Here is an 18,144-nt window from a genome sequence, read left to right on the forward strand (position 1 = left end):
GCGCCGAAGCCGCCGGACCGGCACCGGGAGGTGGGACGGATGACCACGACGACCAGACCCGTACGGGAGTCCGGCCGCCGGGAGCGCCCCGCCAGCCCGGACCGGCCGGGCGGGGGCGGGCCCGCCGCCCGCCCCGGTAGCGGCCCCGCCGCATCCCGGACCGGCCGCCTCCGGGCGGCGCTGCTGCGCCACCGCGCCGGCCGCAGGGTCCTGCCCCTCGCCGTCGCCGCGCTGGTGCTGATCCCCCTCGCGGTCCTCTTCCCCGGCTCCGGGAGCTGGCCGGCGGCCCTGTCCGTCGACCTGTCCGGGCCCCTCGGCCGGGCCGGCGACTGGATCGTGGACAACCGGGACGGCCACCCGCTCTTCCTGTACTTCTTCGGGCACGTCAGCAATGTCGTCGTGGTGTCCGTCCGGGCCGTGTACGTCGTCCTGCTCGCGGCGGGCTGGACCGGTGTCACCGCCCTGGCCGGACTCGTCGCCCTGCGCCTGGCCGGCCTGCGGCTCGCCGTGACCTGCGTGGCGGCCTTCGCCGCGTGCGGGCTCCTCGGCATGTGGGTGCCGACGATGCAGACCCTCGCGCTGATGGTCGTGGCCGTCGCCGTGTCCGTCGTGGTCGGCGCCCTGCTCGGCCTGGCCGCCGGGCTGTCGCCGCGCGCCGACCGCGCGCTGCGGCCGGTCCTGGACACCATGCAGGTGCTGCCCGCGTTCGCCTACCTGCTGCCGATGGTGCTGGTCTTCGGCATCGGCGTGCCCGCCGCGGTCCTGGCGACCGTGGTGTACGCCGCCCCGCCGATGGCCCGGCTCACCGCGCTGGGCCTGCGCGAGGCGGACGCCGGGGTACTGGAGGCCGCGGCCTCCCTCGGCGCGACCGGCCGCCAGCGGCTGTTCACCGCACGGCTCCCGCTGGCCCGCCGGCAGCTCCTGCTCGGCGTCAACCAGGCCATCATGATGGCCCTGTCCATGGCCGTCATCGCCTCGGTGATCGGCGCGGGCGGCCTCGGCGACCGCGTCTACCAGGCCCTCGCCTCCGTCGACGTCGGAGCGGCGCTCGCCGCCGGCATCCCCATCGTGCTGCTCGCCGTGGTCCTCGACCGGACCACCGACGCGGCGGGCCGCCGGCTGGGCAGCGCCCCGGTTCCCCCGGAGGAACAGCCCCTGCTGCGCCGTGTGTTCGCCGGCTGGTACGGGCGGCTGCTCACGGTCCTCGCGGCCGTCGCCGCGGCGGTCGTGGGCCACATGGCCGGCACCACCCAGTGGCCCGGGTCGTGGAGCGTGACGATCGCGGAGCCCGTCAACCGGGCGGTCGCCTGGATGACCGACCACCTCTACTCCGGGGTGCCCGTGGTCGGCGGCACCGCCGACTGGGCGGCCCGGTTCACCGGCTGGATCCTCGACCCGCTGCGCGGCGGGCTCCAGGCCGCACCCTGGTGGGCGCTCCTGCTGCTGACCGGCGCGATCGGCGTCCTCGTGGGCACCTGGCGGACCGCGCTGACCGCCGTCCTCGCGCTCGCCGCGATCGGCGTCCTCGGGGTGTGGGAGCCCTCCCTCGACACCCTCTCGCAGGTGCTGGCGGCCGTCGCCGTCACCCTCGTGCTCGGTTTCGCGATCGCCGTGGGCGCCGCCCGCAGCCCCCGCGTCGAACGTCTGCTGCGCCCGGTGCTCGACGTGTGCCAGACCATGCCGCAGTTCGTCTACCTGATCCCGGTGGTCGCGCTGTTCGGCGTCGGACGGGCACCCGCCGCGGCCGCGGCCGTCGTGTACGCGCTGCCCGCCGTCGTCCGCATCACCACGTCGGGGCTGCTGGAGGTGAGTCCGGCGGCCGTGGAATCGGCGCGTTCGCTGGGCGCGACCGGCTCGCAGCAGCTCCGTCAGGTCCAGCTTCCCCTGGCACGGCCCGCGTTGCTGCTGGCGGTGAATCAGGCGGTGGTCCTCGTACTCGCCGTCGTGATCATCGGCGGTCTGGTGGGCGGCGGCGCGCTCGGCTACGACGTCGTCCTCGGCCTCGCCCAGGGCGACCTGGCCACCGGTCTGGTCGCCGGCGCCGCGATCGTCTGCCTCGGCCTGATGCTCGACCGCGTCACCCAGCCCGCGAAGGAGGCCTGACATGAACGACCTCACCCACCCCGGCCCCGGCCGGCGCCGGGGCCGGCGGGCCGTCGCCGCGTTCGCCGCCGGTACGGCCCTCGCCGTGCTCACCGGCTGCGGCGCGGCCGACATGACCCGCCAGGCTTCCCCGTACGCCGCCGCGCAGGGCGCGAAGACCGTCACCCTGTCCGTCCAGTCCTGGGTCGGCGCCCAGGCGAACACCGCCGTCGCCGCCTACCTCCTCGAACACGAGCTGGGCTACCGCGTCGACACCGTGCAGGTGGACGAGGTCCCCGCGTGGGACGCGCTCAGCCAGGGCCGGGTCGACGCGATCCTGGAGGACTGGGGCCACCCCGAGCAGGAGAAGCGGTACGTCGAGGAGAAGAAGACGATCACCCCGGGCGGCGACCTCGGCGTCACCGGTCACATCGGCTGGTTCGTGCCGACGTACTTCGCCGAGGAGCATCCGGACGTCACCGACTGGAAGAACCTCGACAAGTACGCCGACCGGCTCGGCACCGCGGAGAGCCGTGGCAAGGGGCAGCTGATGGACGGCTCCCCCTCGTACGTCACGAACGACAAGGCACTGGTGAAGAACCTCGGCCTGGACTTTGAGGTCGTCTTCGCCGGCTCCGAGGCCGCGCAGATCACCCAGATCAAGCAGTTCGCGAAGGAGCGCAAGCCGTTCCTGACCTACTGGTACAAGCCCCAGTGGCTCTTCGAGCGGGTCCCGATGACGGAGGTGAAGCTGCCCGAGTACAAGGAGGGCTGCGACGCCGACCCGGAGAAGGTGGCCTGCGCCTACCCGCACACCCCGCTCCAGAAGTACCTGAACGCGCGCTTCGCGGAGCGGGGCGGTGCCGCGGCCGCCTTCCTGAAGAAGTTCCGCTGGACGGTCGAGGAGCAGAACGAGGTGTCCCTGATGATCGCCGAGGAGAAGCTGGCGCCCGAGGCGGCGGCGAAGAAGTGGGTCGAGCGCAACGAGAGCACCTGGCGGCAGTGGGTCGGCTGATGCGGGAGGGGCCGGTGTGGTGGGCCGTCCGGGGGGTGCGGCGATCCGGGGGTGTGCGGGTGCCGATTGCGGGTAGGCGCAGCACGTGATCACCTCCGTGACCGCTCCGGACGTGTCCACCACCCGGAAGAAGCATCAAGAGAAATCGGAGGGCAACATGATCGTCATCGGCCTCATTCTGCTCATCATCGGCTTCGTCACCGGCATCAGCATCCTGTGGACCATCGGCTTGATCCTCCTCGTCGTCGGGGCCATCCTGTGGATCGTGGGAGCCATGGGGCACGCCGTCGGCGGACGCAAGCACTACTGGTAGGGACCGGGGCGTCACGGACCAGTCCTCCGTGGAGCGCGGCGGCCGGCGCCGGGTGCCGGCCGCCGCGCACGCGCGCCTACCGGATGCCGGCCAGGTGCCTGCCGAGGACTTCGGGCGCGGGGAACGTCGCGCCCACCGCGCCGACGCGCTTCCAGTGGAGCCTGCCGTCGGGCGCGACGATGAACACGGAACGGCGCAGCCCGATCAGCGGGGCGTCGATGCCGAAGGCCCGCGCGACGGTGCGTCCGGGGTCGGCCAGCAGCGGAATGCGCAGGTCGCGGTCGCGGGCGAAGCGTTCGTGGCTGTCGACGTCCTGCGGGCTGATGCCCCAGACGGTCGCGCCGGACGTCCGGAGCGCGTCGAGGCCGTCGGAGTACGAGCACAGCTGTCTGGTGCAGACGGGCGTGTTGTCGCCGGGGTAGAACGCGAGGACCACGGGCTTTCCGCGCTGCTCGCCCAGCGAGTAGTCGGAGCGTTCGAAGCGGTCCTCTCGCAGGACTCCCCCGGGCAGGGAGAAGTCGCCCACGATGTCCCCCACTGCGGGAGTACGGCCCATGGCGGTGGTTCCTTCCGTCGTCGGTGACGCGTCGCGGTCAGTGACGCGTCGCAGTCGGTGACGCGTCACACCGGCCGCCATTGTCCGTGCCGGGACGGCCGTAGGGTACCCGCGAGTACGGTTGCCCGCATGCCCGGACCCCGGTGACACCGCCCCGGCACCCCAGGGACTCCGCCCCAGCGCTCCGTCCAGGGCCGCTCCTGCTGTTCCGTCAACTCGCCCATCGGGCCCAAGGATGCGGCGGTCGTCCCCGGGTAAGCGCGGGAGCATGTCATCCTTCGTACGCTCACTCACCCGCCCCGGGAACCGCTCGCGGTCGGCCCGGGCCGCCGGCAGCCGTGCCGTCGAGACGGGGGCCCGCTGCGGATTCGTCGCACGCGGGGTCATCTACGCACTGGTGGGCGTCCTGGCCCTGCGGATCGCCTTCGCCGACGACGGCGGCGGCGACCGGCAGGCGGACCGGGGCGGGGCCCTGGCGGAAGTCGCCGGGCAGCCGTTCGGCAACGTCCTGCTGTGGCTGATCGGCATCGCCCTGGCCGGCATGGCCCTCTGGAGGCTGTCGGAAGCCCTGTTCGGGCAGGCCGGTGAAGACGGCACGGAACCGGGCAAGCGCGCCCTGTCCGCCGCGCGCTGCGTCTTCTACGGCGTCGTCTCCTTCTCCGTACTGGCCTACGCGGCCGGGTCCGGGGACAGTGGCAGCGGCTCCTCCGACCAGCAGTCCGACGATGTGACGGCCACCGTGATGGGCTGGCCGGCGGGCCAGTGGATCGTCGTGGCGGCGGGCGCCGCCCTGGCGGGCGCGGGCGTGTGGATCATGGTTCAGGCCGCCCGGCGGAGCTTCCGCAAGCACCTGAAGTCGGGGCGGATGACGCCCGGGACGCGGCGCGCCGTCGACGTGCTCGGCGTCGTCGGCGGCGTCGCCCGCGGTGGGGCGTTCGCCGCCGCCGGCGGGTTCGCTGTCGCCGCCGGGGTCCGGCACGAGCCCGGGCGGGCCAGGGGGATGGACGACACCCTGCGGTCCTTCGCCGAGACGCCCGCCGGGCCCTGGCTGCTGGGCGTCATGGCCGTGGGGCTCGTCGCGTTCGGCGCGTTCTCGTGGGCCTCGGCCCGCTGGCGCGAGATCTGAACGGCCGTGCCTCCAGCGGCGCGGACCCGGCCCCCCGGCTCCCCACGGTCCTCTTTTCCCTCCTTCTCCTCTCTTCCCTCTTCCCCCTCCGGCTCCGCCCGCTCCGCCGGCCCGTTCGGCGGCCGGCTCCGCGCCGTGCTGCGCGGCACCGCCGTCCGGGGCTGGAACGACAACCTCGCCGACTGCGCCGCCGCCCTCACCTACTACTCCGTCCTGGCGCTGCTGCCCGCCCTGCTGGTGGCCGTCTCCCTGTACGGCCTGGCGGGGGCGGCGACCCGCGAGCGGGTCGTCTCGGGCCTGACCTCCTACCTGCCGCACCAGTCCGCGGAACTGCTCCGCGAGGTCCTGACCGGCCTGGCCGACTCGCACACCTCCACCTGGGCCCTGCTGATCAGCGGACTGCTCAGCGCGCTGTGGTCGGCGTCCAGCTACCTGGCGGTGTTCCGCCGGGCCCTGCACGCCATGCACCGCGTGCCCGACACCCGGCCGCCCCTGCGCACCGCGCACACCATCGTCTTGACCGCGCTGGCCCTGCTCGCCCTCCTGCTGGCGGGGGCCGCGCTGCTGCTGCTGTCCGGCCCGGCGGCGCGCGGGCTGTCGCGGATGCTGGGACACGACGTGAGCGGTGCGTGGACGTTCGCCCGCTGGCCGGCCCTGCTGGTCGTGGTGACGGCCCTCGTCCTGGTGCTGTTCCGCACGGGCCCGAAGCCGGCGGCCTCCGGCCGGACCCGGCGGGGCCTGCCGGGGGGTGTACTGGCCGCGCTGCTGTGGCTGGGCGCGTCCCTGCTGTTCACCCTGTACAGCGAGAGCGGTCTGGGCGGCTACAGCCGCCTGTACGGATCCCTGGCCGGGCTCGTGGTCTTCCTGGTCTGGCTGTGGCTCGCGAACCTGTCGCTGCTCGTCGGCGCGCAGTTCAACGCGGAACTCCAGCGCGGCGGGGATCACCCGCCGGGACCGTAGGCGCCTCCGGCGTACACCGAATGACGGGATCCTGGCCGTTTCCTCCCGACTCAGACGGGTAGGCGAGGGTCTGACCGAGACAACGTGCTCGTCGACGGCACGCCCCGGAGTGGCAGGGGGCCCGCCGTCGGCGACATCGCGAAGTGGAGACCCCCAGTGGCCATCGTGAAGAGCTCCCTCAAGGACGCCGACCTGAAGATCGTGGGCGAAGCCCTGCAAGGCGCCCTGGTGGACCTCGTCGACCTCTCTCTCGTCGCCAAGCAGGTGCACTGGAACGTCGTGGGCCCGCGCTTCCGCTCGGTCCACCTCCAGCTCGACGAGGTCGTCACCTCGGCCCGCACCCACTCCGACGTGGTGGCCGAACGCGCCTCCGCCCTCGGTGTGGCCCCCGACGGCCGCGCCGCCACGGTGGCGTCGACCAGCGCGATCGCCGGCGTGCCGGAGGGCTGGGTGAAGGACGTGGACGCGGTACGGATCATCGTGGACGCCCTCGCCGCGGTGATCACCCGCATGCGCGAGCGCATCCAGTCCACCGGCGACGCCGACCCCGTCACCGAGGACATCCTGATCGGCCTGACGGGCGACCTGGAAAAGCACCACTGGATGTTCCAGGCCGAAAGCGCCTGAGCCGCCGCTGCCGGCCCACCTCGAGGCCCCGACCGTCCAACGCCGGCCGGGGCCTCGGCGTGCCCGACGCCACCGTTTGGGTACTGGCGCAAAATCACCGCCGGCGCAGCGTTGTCGCGCTCCAGCTGGGCCTGCGGAGCGTCAGGCCGGGGTGTGAGTCTTCTCGGTGGAGCCGCCGCCCTGGCAGGCCAGGCACGGCTCGCTGTACACGACGCGCTGCTCGCCGTCGACGAGGATCGTGCGCCGGATGCCGCGGCACGCGGCGCACCCTCTCACCTCAGTGCGGCGCCGCGGAACGTTGCCCTTGCGGCGCAGCTCCCGAAGGTGGTTGATCAGCGGTCCGTGATCGGGGCTCTCCCACGAGGTCATGACCCGTCAGCGTAGCTCAGTCGGCCCCCGCCAGAGCGCGGCGTCGACGGCGAAGCACTGCCTGCCCGATGTCCGGGTTGTTGCTGCCGACCGTCGCGGCGACGGCCTCGAACTCGGCGCGGGTGATGAGGATGCGGGGGTCCTGAATGGTGAGGGTCATGGTGCCTCCAGCGTTTTCAGGGACGGGGTTTTCGGGCCGGACTGGCAGGGCGGCGGTACGGGCGTGGACAGGCTTCTCCCTTGGTCGTGTGCAGGACGGTGCGGAGTGGGGGACCCGGCCGTCTGTGCTCCGCCGTGACCACAGACGGCCGGGAGTTCAGTGGCCGCGCTCGCGCTCGGCCTGGCGGATCGGCTTGCACTTCGGGTCGTTCGCCCGGTGCCGGTGCTGATCCGGCCGGGCTCCGGACATCGAGTGGCCGGTGACCGTCTCGAAGTCGGCGTCGAGCGGCCGCTGGCAGCGCGCGCAGATGCGGCCGGCGGGGGCGGTCATGCCGCCTCGATGTTGTCGACGAGGGTCGAGAACTCGCAGCCGGACGGGAGGCGGATGTAGGCGAGGTCCATCCAGTGCTCGATGGCCGTGTCCGACACGTTCTCGTGGATGACTGCCATGAGCTCGCCCTCGGCTCCGGACGCGATGTCCCGAACCTGTTTGCGCAGGAGCGCGTGCGGGACGTACTCGTACACCTCGGCCATCAGCCTGGCTCCCTACCATCGTCAGCGGGTTGGGCCCGTTCAGCTGCGGAGATCCGGGCCACACGAGGATGATGGGCTGACACGCAGTGGGGCAGATAGGCCATCGCGTGGCCATCGGTGGCCGCGTAGCGGCCACGGCTGGGGACAGACGCGATGACACCTCACACTGGGGCCATGAGCCCCCGAAACGACGCGCTCAGGGCCGCCCGACTCAGGGTCGGTTGGCGCAGCATCGATCAGGCCGCCGGCGCGCTACAGGCGCACGGCCAGCGCTTCCTTGACGATCCCCATTTCACCGTCAGCGCGCGCACGTGGCGCCGGTGGGAAGGCGGCGCGCCCGGCTGGCCGCCGGAAGAGACCGCGACCGTGCTGCACGATGCGCTCGGCCGGTGGCCTGAGGAGCTGGGATTCACGGCGCCCGCCGGCTGGATCCGTCCCGAGGCGCACGAAGAGGAAGACGCGAAGCGCAGGACCATCGCCAACGTCACCGCCGCCGCGCTCATGCCCGGCCCTACCGCCCGGCAGCACGTCGACCCCGCGCTCATCGACTACTTCCAGCAGCAGCTGGAGGGGCACTACCGGGCCGACATGTTTCTCGGCCCGCACGATCTCATCGGCACCGTGTCCGCCCAGTACCAGCTCATCGACAAGCTCGTCCGGTCCGCGCAGGGCGAGACCCGCCGCGGTCTCCTCCGCGTCGGAGCCGCTTACGCCGCGCTCGTCGGCTGGCTCTACCAAGATGCGGGAGACCTCGGCGCCGCCGCATTCTGGCGGGGGATCACGCAGGAAACAGCCGTCAGGTCCCGAGACCCGCACCTCATCGGCTACAGCCTCGTCAACCTCGCCCACGTGCGGACCGACCTCGGAGACGGACACGGCGTCATCGACCTGTGCGAAGCCGCCCTCGACGATGACCGCCTGTTTCCGAAGGTGCGCATCATGGCGATGCAGCAGCAGGCCCACGGCGCCAGCCTCACCGGCGACCGCACCGCCGTCGACCAGCTCATCGACACCGCGAGCGGCCTGCTCTCCCGGGTCGACGACGACCTGCCCTGGGGCAACGCGTGCCGCCGCACTCCCGGCTACCTGGAGGTGCAGCGCGCCACCTGCTACGGCCGCCTCCGTCTCGGCCGCGAAGCCGCATCGCTGTGGTCTCGAGTCCTGGCCGAAGTCCCCGCGACCGCCCGCCGGGACCGCGGGGTCTACCTCGCCCGGTACGCCACCGCAGCAGCCGGAGCTCGGGAACCGGAACAGGCCCTGGAGATCGCCCGGGAGGCGGCGGAGATCGCAGCCGTGACCAGGTCCGCCCGAATGCTCCGGGAACTGGCCACCCTGGAGCGGGTCATGCGCCCGTGGCAGGATGCGCCCGTGGGCCGGGACCTTGCCGAGCTCCTGGCGCCCGTGACCGAGGGGGTATGACATGGGTGTGCCGACGCCGATGACGCACGAGGAGATCGCCGAGCACTTGGCCGGCCTGCCGGGCTGGGCGCAGGAAGGCGACGCGATCATCCGTACCTACCCGATCCGCTACCACGCGGCGGTGGCCGCGATCGTCACGATCGCCGATCGGTCCCGGCGTATCCAGCACCACGCGGATCTCGACCTTCGTATCGATCACTTGCGTGCCTCGATCACGACGCACGATGCCGGGAACCGTCTGACACGTGCGGACTTCGACCTCGCGCACCGCATCGACGCGATCGTTGCCGCGCACCAGGCGCTTCCGCTGGACTGAGCGCAGACGCACGAACGCGGCCCCTCCCGCCTGGGGCGGGAGGGGCCTTGGGGTGGTCAGTCCTTTACCGCGCCGCCGAGGCCCGAGACCAGGCGGCGTTGGACGAGGACGAAGAAGACGAGCACCGGGACCGTCATGACCGTCGAGCCGGCCATGATGCCGCCCCAGTCGTTCTCGTCCGGTTTGAAGAACACCAGCAGCGCCATCGGGAGGGTGGACTGCGAGGTGTCGCTGATGATGAACGACTTGGCGAAGAGGAAGTCGTTCCAGGTGGAGATGAAGGAGAAGACGCTCGTCGCCACCAGCCCCGGGAAGACCAGGGGGAAGAGGATCTGCCAGAGGAAGCGCGTCCGGCTCGCGCCGTCGATGTACGCGGCCTCCTCCAGGGCCTCGGGAACCGCCTTCACGAAGCCGCGCAGCATCCAGATCGCGAAGGGCAGCGAGAAGGCGATGTGGGGCAGGACCAGCGACCACAGGGTGTTCAGCTGGCCCGCGTCCCGCATCAGGAAGAACAGCGGGATCGTGAGGGCCTCGATCGGCACCATCTGCGCCACGAGGAACATGACGAGCAGCGTCGTACGGAAGCGGAACCGGAAGCGGGTGACGGCGGTCGCCGCGAGGAACGCGATCAGCGCGGAGGCGAGGACGACGGTGCCCGCGACGACGAGGCTGTTGAGGAAGTAGCGCCCGAATTCCTGCTGTTCGAAGACGCGGCGGAACGAGTCGAGGGACGGGGACAGGGTCCACGGGCGGGCCTGCGTCGACTGGATCTCCCCCGCCGGTTTGAGGGCGGAGAGCACCATCCAGTAGAGCGGGAACGCCACGATCAGGGCGACGGCGAGTGCGGAGGCCTCGGCCGCGAGCCGCCAGGGGCGGCGGATCCCGAAGCGGGCGGCGGGGAGCCTACCGGTGGTGGTCACAGTTCTTCTCCCTGCCGTCGCATCAGGCGCAGATAGACGAGGGTGACGGTCAGCAGGATCAGCAGCATGACGACGCCGATCGCCGAGCCCAGGCTGTACTGCGAGGAGGCGAAGGCCTTCTGGTAGGCGTAGACGTTGAGGACGAGGTTCTGTCCGGCGATGCCGCCGCCCGCGGTCATCACGTAGATCTGGGTGAACACCTTGAAGTCCCAGATGATCGACTGGATGGTGACGACGATCAGGATGGGCCGGAGCATGGGTGCGATGACGGAGCGCCAGGTGCGCCACTGGGAGGCGCCGTCCAGTGAGGCGGCTTCCAGCACCTCGGAGGGGATCGCCTTGATGCCCGCGTACACGGTCACCATGACGAACGGGAACGAGCACCAGACGACCTCGAAGAGGACGAGGGCGAAGGCGCTGTAGCGCCCGTACGTCCAGGAGAAGTCCCCGAGGCCGAGCAGCCGGTTGACCGGTCCGTAGTCCGGGTCGAAGAGGAAGACCCAGACGGTGGACCCGGTGACGGCGGGGGTCGCCCAGGCGCCGAGCGCGGCCAGCATCAGGGCGAGCCTGGGCAGGGCTCTGATCCTGGTCAGGAGGACGGCGAGGGCGCAGCCGACGCCGAGGGTGGTGATCACACAGGCGGCGGCGAAGAGCACCGTGGCGAGGAGGACCTGCCAGAACTGGGCGTCCTCGAAGAGGGTCCGGTAGTTGCCGAGGCCCTTGAAGGTGGTGGGTTCGCCGCCGCTGACCTGGGCCTGGGTGTATTCGAGGAAGGAGATCAGGCCGAGCTGGTAGATCGGGTAGACCAGCAGCGCGGCCAGGACGAGGAGGGCGGGTGCGAGGTAGAGCCAGGGGGTCCGGCGGCTTCCGTGGCGTCCGCGCGGGGCCCGTCCGGTCCGTGCCGGCCGTCCGGATCGGGGGGTACGGGCCGGGGTGGTCTCGGGGGAGGTCGTGGCGCGGGGCGCGCGGGCTGCCGGTTCGTGCGTCGTGTCGGTCATGGTGACGGGGGCCGGTCAGCCGGCGCTGGTGAAGGCCGCGTCCATCTTCTTCGCCGCGTCCCCGGCGGCCGCGGCCACGTCCTTCTTGCCGCTGACGATCTCCTGGAACATCGTCGGCAGGACGGTCGAGGCGTCGATCTGGCCCCAGCCCGGGGAGGCCGGTACGAACTTGGTGCCCGCCGCGAGCGTCTGGACGAACGGTTCGACGAACGGGTCCTTCTTCGCCGCCTCGGCCCGGACGTCGGTGTAGGTGGGCAGGAAGCCCATGGCGTCGAAGAGCTTGCGCTGGGTGTCCTTGCCCGCGAGGTGCTTCATCAGGCCGACCGCGAGGGTGCGGTGGGAACTGCTCTTCAGGACGCCGATGTTGTTGCCGCCGGCGAAGGCCGGGGCGATCTCGCCCTCCTTGAGCCCGGGCAGCGGGACGACGGCGTACTTCCCCTTCACGGCGCCCGCCTCCACGGCCTGGTGGCTGAAGTCGCCGCCGATGGCCATGGCCGCGTTGCCCGAGGCGAACGCGGTGACGGTGGCGTTGCCGCCCATGGCCGCGCACTTGGCGGCCGGACAGTTGTCGTCGCCGAAGAGCGAGGTGTAGGTCTCGATGCCCTTGCGTGCGGCGGGGCTGTCGATCGCGGACTTGTAGGTGGCTCCGTCCTCTTCGGCGAGTTCGCCGCCGTTCGCCCAGACGAAGGGCATCGCGCCGTAGGTGTACGCGCCTCCGACGGCCAGTCCGTACAGCTCGGGCCTGGCCTTGCGGATCTGCTTGGCCGTGGCGACCAGTTCGTCCTGGGTCTTCGGCGGGCGCAGTCCCAGTTCGGTGAACACGTCGGTGCGGTAGTAGAGGGCGCGCACGCCGACGAAGAAGGGGGCGCCGTACACCTTTCCGCCGACGGTGACGGACCGGGCGGCGGTCCGGTCGGTGTCCTTCGCCTCGGCCCAGTCGCCGAACTCCGCGCCGATGTCGGCGAGTCCGCCGTCCTTGACGTATCCGGCGGTGTCGGTGTTGCCGTACTCGATCAGGTCGGGGGCGCTCTTCGGGTCGTTGAAGGCGGCCTTGACGCGCTGGGCGCGGGTCTCGACCGGGATGTACTCGACCTCGACCTCGACGCCCGGGTGCTGCTGGGCGAAGGCGGCGACGGCCCCGTCCACGACCTTCTTCTTCGGGTCGTTGTTGACCTCCTGGAACAGCCAGACGCGCAGGGTGCCGGACTTCTCGTCCTTCGAGGCGGAGTTGACGGAGGTCTGGGGCGCGCAGGCGGTGGACGTCAGTCCGGCCAGGACGAGCGCGGCGAGGGGTGCGGCTATGCGGGAGCGGAGCTTCATGGGCGGTCCCCGGGAGAGAGTGCGAATGCGTTGCACTGTGCGCAACGCCTGTTTCGTACTGCACAACTTGGAGGAGGCTAGAACGACTTCAAACCCGGGGACAAGTGGTCTCCACCACTCTGTGACCGGACGGAGCATCCTGCGCAACGCGCGAGGTGCCGGTGAACCTCCTCACGCGCGCCGGGCGCTCCGTGCGAGGGCGCGGCCGGCGGCGGCGACGGCGAGGGCGGCGACGGTCACCCCGGCCGCCACCGCGTACGTGATCCGCGTGCCGGCGGCGACGGAGGCGGCGTCCGCCGTCGCGATGTCGGCGGACGCCGTCGCGAGGGCGAACACGGCGCCCATGACGGACGCGCCGGTGACGAGCCCGAGGTTGCGCGACAGGTTGAGCACCCCGGACACGACGCCCCTGCGGTCCGGGGGGACGTCGGCCATGACGGCGGTGTTGTTGGCCGTCTGGAACACCGCGTAGCCGGCCGTGACCACCACGAGGGGGGCCACGTAGCCGAACACCCCCGGGTTCCCGGGAACGGACAGGGCGGTGGCGCCGGCCGCCATGGCCGCGAGGCCCGCGAGGGTCGTACTCCCCGCGCCGAAACGGTCCACGACCCGGCCGGCCGGAACGCCGGTCAGCGCGGCGACGACCGGACCGGCCGCCAGGACCAGTCCGACGAGGGCCTGTTCGAGGCCGAGTCCGCGGGCGAGGTAGAACGGCCCGACCACCAGCGTCGTCATCATCACCGTCGAGACGAGGGCGCTCGTGACGAGGCTCGCGCTCAGCGCCGGATCGCGGAACGCGGACAGCCGGATCAGCGGGGACGCCGCCCGCGCCTCGACGCGTACGAACAGGGCCGCTCCGCAGACGGCCGCCAGCAGCAGCGCCGCGTTCACCGGGCCGAAGCCGCGCCCGAGCGTCATGGCGAGGGCGTACGCGGCGAGCGCCAGTACCAGGAGCAGCGTGCCCGGGCGGTCGAAGCCCGGGCGGTCCGGCTCGGGCCGCGGCCGGTCGGCGGGCAGGTGGCGGTGGGCGAGGAACAGGGCGAGGAGGCCCGGCGGCACACTGACGAGGAAGATCGCCTGCCAGCCGGATCCGGAGATCAGGAAGCCGCCCAGCGAGGGACCGAGGGCGGTGCCGACCGCGGAGGCGGTGCCGAGGAGACCCATGGCGCCGCCGGTCCGGTCCTTCGGCACCGTCTCGGCGACGAAGGTCATGGCGAGGGCCGTCATGACGGCGGCCCCGAAGCCCTGCGCGGCCCGGGCGGCGATCAGCAGCCACAGGGTCGGCGCCGCGCCGCACAGCAGCGAGGCCGTCGTGAACACGGCGGTCCCGCCCAGGAGCAGTCGGCGGCGGCCGAGGAGGTCACCGAGGCGGCCGGCGCCGACGACGAGGGTGGTGAGGGCGAGGAGGTAGGCCAGGACGATCCACTGGACCGCCCGGAAGGAGGCGTCGAAGGCCCCGGCCAGCGCGGGGAGTCCGACGGGGACGACGCTCGTGCCGAGCGAGGGCAGCAGGACGGACAGCGACAGGCCTGCGAGGGCGCCGCGGACCGAGCGCGGGCCCGGCCCGGTGGCGGCGCCGGAGCGGACCGGGGCGTTCGGGGTACGGCTGTGCGGGTTCATGCGCGGAGCGTGCGGGCGGGGCTGCGCGTACGGCAAAGATCGTTGCCGGTTCCGGGACGGCGGAGGCCGCCCCGGACACCTCGGCCCCGCCCTCCCCCGCCCGCCGGCTCCGGCCTACGCGCAGGCCGGGCACAGCCCCCGGTACGTGACCTCGACCTCGGCGACCGCGAAGCCGAACCGCTCCTCGTCCGGCAGGCCGGCCAGCGGGTCGCCGGCCGGGTGGACGTCGCGGATCAGGCCGCAGCCCGTACACACCAGGTGCTGGTGCGGGTGGTGCGCGTTCGGGTCGTAGCGCTTCGCCCGGCCGTCGGTGGTGACCTCGGCGATCTCGCCGAGGGAGACCAGCTCGCCCAGGGCGTTGTAGACGGTCGCCCGGGAGATCTCCGGGAGTCTGCGCACCGCACGGGCGTGCACCTCGTCGGCCGTGAGGTGCACGTGATCGCCGTCGAGGACCTCCGCGACCACGCGCCGCTGGGACGTCATCCTCCAGCCGCGCCCTCGCAGCCGCTCCAGCAGGTCACTCATGTCGGATCACCTGTTCGGGTCGAGGCGGGAGGCCCGCACGGCGCCGGAGGGCGGCCGGGCCCACGGCACGGAGCTTGGTGTTCATCTTGACTTGGACCCTGTCCATCGTAGGATCGGATTCGTTGGCAGCCAAGGGACAGGAAGATTCCAGAGCGGCAGGAGAGCCGTCCGGGACGGTGACCACCTCGGCGTCGAGGAGACCGACGCGGCCGAGGCCGATTCCAGAGGGGCCCGCGTCCTGTGCCCCGACTGTTCCCCGTACATGCAGTTCCTTAGCACCGTGATCCGCTCGGTCCGGAAGGATTCCCATGTCTGAGAACCATGATGCAATCGTCGTAGACGCGAAGGACGGGGGCGGCGGTGGCTGTCCGGTCGCGCACGAGCGGGCCCCGCACCCGACCCAGGGTGGCGGGAACCGCCAGTGGTGGCCGGAACGGCTCAACCTGAAGATCCTCGCCAAGAACCCGGCCGTCGCCAACCCGCTCGGCGAGGAGTTCGACTACGCCGAGGCGTTCAAGACCCTCGACCTCCCGGCGGTGAAGCGGGACATCGCGGAGGTGCTGACGACCTCGCAGGACTGGTGGCCGGCCGACTTCGGCCACTACGGCCCCTTCATGATCCGGATGGCCTGGCACAGCGCCGGCACCTACCGGATCAGCGACGGCCGCGGCGGCGCCGGGGCCGGGCAGCAACGCTTCGCCCCGCTCAACAGCTGGCCGGACAACGGCAACCTCGACAAGGCCCGCCGCCTGCTGTGGCCCGTGAAGAAGAAGTACGGCCAGAGCCTCTCCTGGGCCGACCTCATGATCCTCACCGGCAACGTCGCCCTGGAGCAGATGGGCTTCGAGACCTTCGGCTTCGCCGGCGGCCGGGCCGACGTGTGGGAGCCCGACGAGGACGTCTACTGGGGTCCGGAGACCACCTGGCTCGACGACGAGCGCTACACCGGCGACCGCGAGCTGGAGAACCCGCTCGGCGCGGTCCAGATGGGCCTCATCTACGTCAACCCGGAAGGCCCGAACGGCAATCCGGACCCGCTCGCCGCGGCGCGCGACATCCGGGAGACGTTCCGCCGGATGGCGATGAACGACGAGGAGACGGTCGCCCTGATCGCGGGCGGCCACACCTTCGGCAAGACCCACGGCGCGGGCCCGGCGGAGAGCGTCGGCGACGACCCCGAGGCCGCCCCGATCGAGCAGCAGGGCTTCGGCTGGAAGAACTCGTACGGCACCGGCAAGGGCGCCGACGCGATCACCAGCGGTCTGGAGGGGATCTGGACGAACACGCCGATCACCTGGGACAACAGCTTCTTCGACATCCTCTTCGGCTACGAGTGGGAGCTGTTCACGAGCCCGGCCGGCGCGCACCAGTGGCGGCCGAAGGACGGCGCCGGGGCGGGTACCGTGCCCGACGCCCACGACGCGTCCAAGACCCACGCGCCGACGATGCTGACGACCGACCTCTCGCTCCGCGTCGACCCGGCCTACGAGCAGATCTCCCGGCGCTTCCACGAGAACCCGGCGGAGTTCGCGGACGCCTTCGCCCGCGCCTGGTTCAAGCTGACCCACCGCGACCTGGGGCCCGTCGTGCGCTACCTCGGCCCGGAGGTCCCGGCCGAGACGCTGCTGTGGCAGGACCCCCTCCCCGCGCTGACGCACGAGACCGTGGACGCCGACGACGTGGCCTCCCTGAAGGCGCGGGTCCTCGGCTCCGAACTGTCCGTGTCCCAGCTGGTCTCCGCCGCCTGGGCCTCGGCCTCGTCGTTCCGCGGCAGCGACAAGCGCGGCGGTGCCAACGGCGCGCGGATCCGTCTCCAGCCGCAGGCCGGCTGGGAGGTCAACGAACCGGACCAGCTGGCGACCGTCCTGCGGACCCTGACGGGCATTCAGGAGTCCTTCAACTCCGCCCAGTCGGGGGCCAAGCGGATCTCGCTCGCCGACCTGATCGTCCTCGCGGGAGCCGCCGCCGTCGAACAGGCGGCGAAGGACGCGGGCTTCGACGTCGAGGTCCCGTTCACCCCGGGCCGCGTGGACGCCACGCAGGAGCAGACCGACGTGGAGTCGTTCGCGGCGCTGGAGCCGGGCGCCGACGGCTTCCGCAACTACCTCGGCAAGGGCAACCGCCTGCCGGCCGAGTACCTGCTGATCGACCGGGCGAACCTGCTGAACCTGAGCGCCCCCGAGCTGACCGTCCTCGTCGGCGGCCTGCGCGTCCTCGGCGCGAACCACCAGCAGTCGCGCCACGGGGTCCTCACCACGGCTCCGGGGACCCTGACGAACGACTTCTTCGTCAACCTGCTGGACCTGGGCACGACGTGGTCGGCCACGGCCGGGGACGGCAACTCCTTCGAGGGCCGCGACTCCGCCACGGGCGAGGTCAAGTGGACCGGCACTCGCGCCGACCTCGTCTTCGGCTCGAACTCCGAGCTGCGCGCGCTCGCGGAGGTCTACGCGAGCGACGACGCGAAGGCGAAGTTCGTGAAGGACTTCGTCGCCGCCTGGGACAAGGTCATGAACCTGGACCGGTTCGACCTCGTCTGACCGTGCGCGTACGGGCCGGCCGGGTGTTCCCCGGCCGGCCCGTACGGCTGTGTGACCGGACCCGTCAGTAGCCGACCGTGGTGGTCGAGAACGCGACCGGCTTCGCCGGGTCGGCGTAGCACTGGAAGGGGTCCCACTCGTTGGTGACCGGCTGCAGCCGGTTCCAGCCGAACGCGGTGTCGGTGAAGCTGGAACCGCCGGCGCCCGTGGTCAGGGTGCCGCTGCCCGGGGCGCGGAGGGTGACCTCCAGGTTCGGGAAGTCGAACTCGACGCCGCCGGCCCATTCGCCGTCGGACTTGACGCGCAGGTCGCTGCCGTTGCGCTCGACCCACTGGTGGGCGGTGCCCAGGTTGCTGCCGCCCGTCAGCCTGTAGCTGACGATCTTGGCGTTGGCCGGAACCTTGTAGTTGAACGAGATGGTGTTCAGCAGCTTGTTGTAGTCGGCGATCGCCTTGATGGGCGCCGAGTCGAAGGTCACCTTGAAGGTGTGGAACGGCGCCACCTTGGCCGGAGCCGTGGTGGTGAAGTTTCTGCTGTACTCGACGGGTATCCACTGGCCGGAGACCCGGGTCTGGCAGACGTACGGGAGGGTGCTCGTCGTCGTGACCCCGGGGGCCGTGGTCGCGGCGGCGGTGCCGGACGTGGCCATCAACGCGGTCAGGGCCAGACCCAGCGAACCGACCGCTCCGCCCGTCAGCTTCCACTTGCTCTGCACTGGAGTTCCTCTCTCTCACGAAACCGGAGC

20 protein-coding genes are annotated in these 18,144 nt (G+C 71.9%); 9 read left to right on the forward strand and 11 right to left on the reverse strand.

Translation table 11 applies throughout. From position 1 onward, the window contains the following. The first annotated feature begins 39 nt into the window (after positions 1 to 39). The 3 genes from AC07B0_RS34565 (at position 40) to AC07B0_RS34575 (ending at position 3,410) form a co-directional block, all read left to right on the forward strand. The gene (locus AC07B0_RS34565) at positions 40 to 2,103 is read left to right on the forward strand and encodes an ABC transporter permease subunit (RefSeq protein ID WP_478899893.1); all 2,064 of its coding nucleotides are present in this window, start codon (positions 40 to 42) and stop codon (positions 2,101 to 2,103) included. Positions 2,104 to 2,215: 112 nt separating this feature from the next. Further along, positions 2,216 to 3,097, forward strand: coding sequence for an ABC transporter substrate-binding protein (locus AC07B0_RS34570; protein ID WP_467292368.1), 882 nt, complete (start codon positions 2,216 to 2,218; stop codon positions 3,095 to 3,097). Between the two features lie 157 nt (positions 3,098 to 3,254). Next, on the forward strand, positions 3,255 to 3,410 hold the full coding sequence (locus AC07B0_RS34575; protein WP_356877122.1) for a DUF6131 family protein: 156 nt from the start codon (positions 3,255 to 3,257) through the stop codon (positions 3,408 to 3,410). 76 nt (positions 3,411 to 3,486) lie between these two features. Here AC07B0_RS34575 and AC07B0_RS34580 read toward each other — a convergent pair whose 3' ends face one another. Next, positions 3,487 to 3,966 carry a peroxiredoxin gene (locus AC07B0_RS34580; RefSeq protein WP_356877032.1) on the reverse strand — a complete coding sequence of 160 codons (480 nt, stop codon included), beginning with the start codon at positions 3,964 to 3,966 and terminating at the stop codon, positions 3,487 to 3,489. 268 nt (positions 3,967 to 4,234) lie between these two features. Between AC07B0_RS34580 and AC07B0_RS34585 the strand changes: the two genes are divergently transcribed. The 3 genes from AC07B0_RS34585 to AC07B0_RS34595 all read left to right on the forward strand — a co-directional run bounded on the left by AC07B0_RS34585 (position 4,235) and on the right by AC07B0_RS34595 (position 6,679). Beyond that, positions 4,235 to 5,092 (forward strand): DUF1206 domain-containing protein, encoded by an 858-nt coding sequence (locus AC07B0_RS34585; RefSeq protein WP_469381889.1) that lies wholly within the window; start codon positions 4,235 to 4,237, stop codon positions 5,090 to 5,092. Between the two features lie 135 nt (positions 5,093 to 5,227). Next, entirely contained in the window at positions 5,228 to 6,052 is an 825-nt protein-coding gene (locus tag AC07B0_RS34590; RefSeq protein WP_356877036.1) for a YihY/virulence factor BrkB family protein, read from the forward strand. A gap of 156 nt (positions 6,053 to 6,208) precedes the next feature. Continuing rightward, positions 6,209 to 6,679: a Dps family protein gene (locus tag AC07B0_RS34595; protein ID WP_356877038.1), complete on the forward strand. Its 471-nt coding sequence runs from the start codon at positions 6,209 to 6,211 to the stop codon at positions 6,677 to 6,679. Positions 6,680 to 6,820: 141 nt separating this feature from the next. Here AC07B0_RS34595 and AC07B0_RS34600 read toward each other — a convergent pair whose 3' ends face one another. From AC07B0_RS34600 to AC07B0_RS34615, 4 genes are all read right to left on the reverse strand, one after another. Further along, positions 6,821 to 7,048 carry a hypothetical protein gene (locus AC07B0_RS34600; protein ID WP_469381886.1) on the reverse strand — a complete coding sequence of 76 codons (228 nt, stop codon included), beginning with the start codon at positions 7,046 to 7,048 and terminating at the stop codon, positions 6,821 to 6,823. A 16-nt stretch (positions 7,049 to 7,064) separates the two neighbouring features. After that, the gene (locus AC07B0_RS34605) at positions 7,065 to 7,208 is read right to left on the reverse strand and encodes a hypothetical protein (protein ID WP_356877042.1); all 144 of its coding nucleotides are present in this window, start codon (positions 7,206 to 7,208) and stop codon (positions 7,065 to 7,067) included. A 156-nt stretch (positions 7,209 to 7,364) separates the two neighbouring features. Beyond that, entirely contained in the window at positions 7,365 to 7,538 is a 174-nt protein-coding gene (locus AC07B0_RS34610) for a hypothetical protein (protein ID WP_478899895.1), read from the reverse strand. Next, positions 7,535 to 7,741: a hypothetical protein gene (locus tag AC07B0_RS34615; RefSeq protein WP_467291654.1), complete on the reverse strand. Its 207-nt coding sequence runs from the start codon at positions 7,739 to 7,741 to the stop codon at positions 7,535 to 7,537. Before AC07B0_RS34615 ends, AC07B0_RS34610 begins: the two co-directional genes overlap by 4 nt. A gap of 174 nt (positions 7,742 to 7,915) precedes the next feature. Here AC07B0_RS34615 and AC07B0_RS34620 point away from each other — a divergent pair, with 174 nt between their 5' ends. Next, positions 7,916 to 9,160, forward strand: coding sequence for a Twin-arginine translocation pathway signal (locus AC07B0_RS34620; RefSeq protein WP_478899897.1), 1,245 nt, complete (start codon positions 7,916 to 7,918; stop codon positions 9,158 to 9,160). A 1-nt stretch (position 9,161) separates the two neighbouring features. Continuing rightward, complete coding sequence (locus tag AC07B0_RS34625) at positions 9,162 to 9,476, forward strand: 4a-hydroxytetrahydrobiopterin dehydratase (protein ID WP_469381880.1); 315 nt, start codon at positions 9,162 to 9,164, stop codon at positions 9,474 to 9,476. 56 nt (positions 9,477 to 9,532) lie between these two features. On the opposite strand, the gene AC07B0_RS34630 is transcribed toward AC07B0_RS34625, so the two are convergent. The 5 genes from AC07B0_RS34630 to AC07B0_RS34650 form a co-directional block, all read right to left on the reverse strand. Beyond that, positions 9,533 to 10,396, reverse strand: coding sequence for a carbohydrate ABC transporter permease (locus tag AC07B0_RS34630; RefSeq protein ID WP_478899899.1), 864 nt, complete (start codon positions 10,394 to 10,396; stop codon positions 9,533 to 9,535). Continuing rightward, positions 10,393 to 11,394 carry a carbohydrate ABC transporter permease gene (locus AC07B0_RS34635; RefSeq protein ID WP_478866270.1) on the reverse strand — a complete coding sequence of 334 codons (1,002 nt, stop codon included), beginning with the start codon at positions 11,392 to 11,394 and terminating at the stop codon, positions 10,393 to 10,395. Before AC07B0_RS34635 ends, AC07B0_RS34630 begins: the two co-directional genes overlap by 4 nt. Before the next feature lie 15 nt (positions 11,395 to 11,409). Next, positions 11,410 to 12,714 carry an extracellular solute-binding protein gene (locus AC07B0_RS34640; RefSeq protein WP_356877052.1) on the reverse strand — a complete coding sequence of 435 codons (1,305 nt, stop codon included), beginning with the start codon at positions 12,712 to 12,714 and terminating at the stop codon, positions 11,410 to 11,412. Between the two features lie 171 nt (positions 12,715 to 12,885). Next, positions 12,886 to 14,334: an MFS transporter gene (locus AC07B0_RS34645; RefSeq protein ID WP_478899901.1), complete on the reverse strand. Its 1,449-nt coding sequence runs from the start codon at positions 14,332 to 14,334 to the stop codon at positions 12,886 to 12,888. Positions 14,335 to 14,448: 114 nt separating this feature from the next. Continuing rightward, positions 14,449 to 14,859 (reverse strand): Fur family transcriptional regulator, encoded by a 411-nt coding sequence (locus AC07B0_RS34650; RefSeq protein ID WP_356877056.1) that lies wholly within the window; start codon positions 14,857 to 14,859, stop codon positions 14,449 to 14,451. A gap of 308 nt (positions 14,860 to 15,167) precedes the next feature. Here AC07B0_RS34650 and katG point away from each other — a divergent pair, with 308 nt between their 5' ends. Continuing rightward, complete coding sequence (gene katG, locus AC07B0_RS34655; protein WP_478899902.1) at positions 15,168 to 17,399, forward strand: catalase/peroxidase HPI; 2,232 nt, start codon at positions 15,168 to 15,170, stop codon at positions 17,397 to 17,399. Positions 17,400 to 17,463: 64 nt separating this feature from the next. Here the strand turns inward: katG and AC07B0_RS34660 are convergent, their stop codons facing one another. After that, a complete protein-coding gene (locus AC07B0_RS34660; protein WP_478899903.1) occupies positions 17,464 to 18,114 on the reverse strand; it encodes a hypothetical protein in 651 nt (216 codons plus the stop codon). Positions 18,115 to 18,144 lie beyond the last annotated feature (30 nt).

Source organism: Streptomyces sp. NPDC044704 (assembly GCF_056433525.1).

Excerpts from the sequence above, each read along its gene's own strand:
- AC07B0_RS34625 (WP_469381880.1), top strand. The coding sequence starts at position 9,162 with ATGGGTGTGCCGACGCCGATGACGCACGAGGAGATCGCCGAGCACTTG.
- AC07B0_RS34605 (WP_356877042.1), bottom strand. The coding sequence starts at position 7,208 with ATGACCCTCACCATTCAGGACCCCCGCATCCTCATCACCCGCGCCGAG.
- AC07B0_RS34640 (WP_356877052.1), bottom strand. The coding sequence starts at position 12,714 with ATGAAGCTCCGCTCCCGCATAGCCGCACCCCTCGCCGCGCTCGTCCTG.
- AC07B0_RS34650 (WP_356877056.1), bottom strand. The coding sequence starts at position 14,859 with ATGAGTGACCTGCTGGAGCGGCTGCGAGGGCGCGGCTGGAGGATGACG.
- AC07B0_RS34585 (WP_469381889.1), top strand. The coding sequence starts at position 4,235 with ATGTCATCCTTCGTACGCTCACTCACCCGCCCCGGGAACCGCTCGCGG.
- AC07B0_RS34600 (WP_469381886.1), bottom strand. The coding sequence starts at position 7,048 with ATGACCTCGTGGGAGAGCCCCGATCACGGACCGCTGATCAACCACCTT.
- AC07B0_RS34565 (WP_478899893.1), top strand. The coding sequence starts at position 40 with ATGACCACGACGACCAGACCCGTACGGGAGTCCGGCCGCCGGGAGCGC.
- AC07B0_RS34620 (WP_478899897.1), top strand. The coding sequence starts at position 7,916 with ATGAGCCCCCGAAACGACGCGCTCAGGGCCGCCCGACTCAGGGTCGGT.
- AC07B0_RS34610 (WP_478899895.1), bottom strand. The coding sequence starts at position 7,538 with ATGACCGCCCCCGCCGGCCGCATCTGCGCGCGCTGCCAGCGGCCGCTC.
- katG (WP_478899902.1), top strand. The coding sequence starts at position 15,168 with ATGTCTGAGAACCATGATGCAATCGTCGTAGACGCGAAGGACGGGGGC.
- AC07B0_RS34580 (WP_356877032.1), bottom strand. The coding sequence starts at position 3,966 with ATGGGCCGTACTCCCGCAGTGGGGGACATCGTGGGCGACTTCTCCCTG.
- AC07B0_RS34570 (WP_467292368.1), top strand. The coding sequence starts at position 2,216 with ATGACCCGCCAGGCTTCCCCGTACGCCGCCGCGCAGGGCGCGAAGACC.
- AC07B0_RS34635 (WP_478866270.1), bottom strand. The coding sequence starts at position 11,394 with ATGACCGACACGACGCACGAACCGGCAGCCCGCGCGCCCCGCGCCACG.
- AC07B0_RS34645 (WP_478899901.1), bottom strand. The coding sequence starts at position 14,334 with ATGAACCCGCACAGCCGTACCCCGAACGCCCCGGTCCGCTCCGGCGCC.
- AC07B0_RS34575 (WP_356877122.1), top strand. The coding sequence starts at position 3,255 with ATGATCGTCATCGGCCTCATTCTGCTCATCATCGGCTTCGTCACCGGC.
- AC07B0_RS34615 (WP_467291654.1), bottom strand. The coding sequence starts at position 7,741 with ATGGCCGAGGTGTACGAGTACGTCCCGCACGCGCTCCTGCGCAAACAG.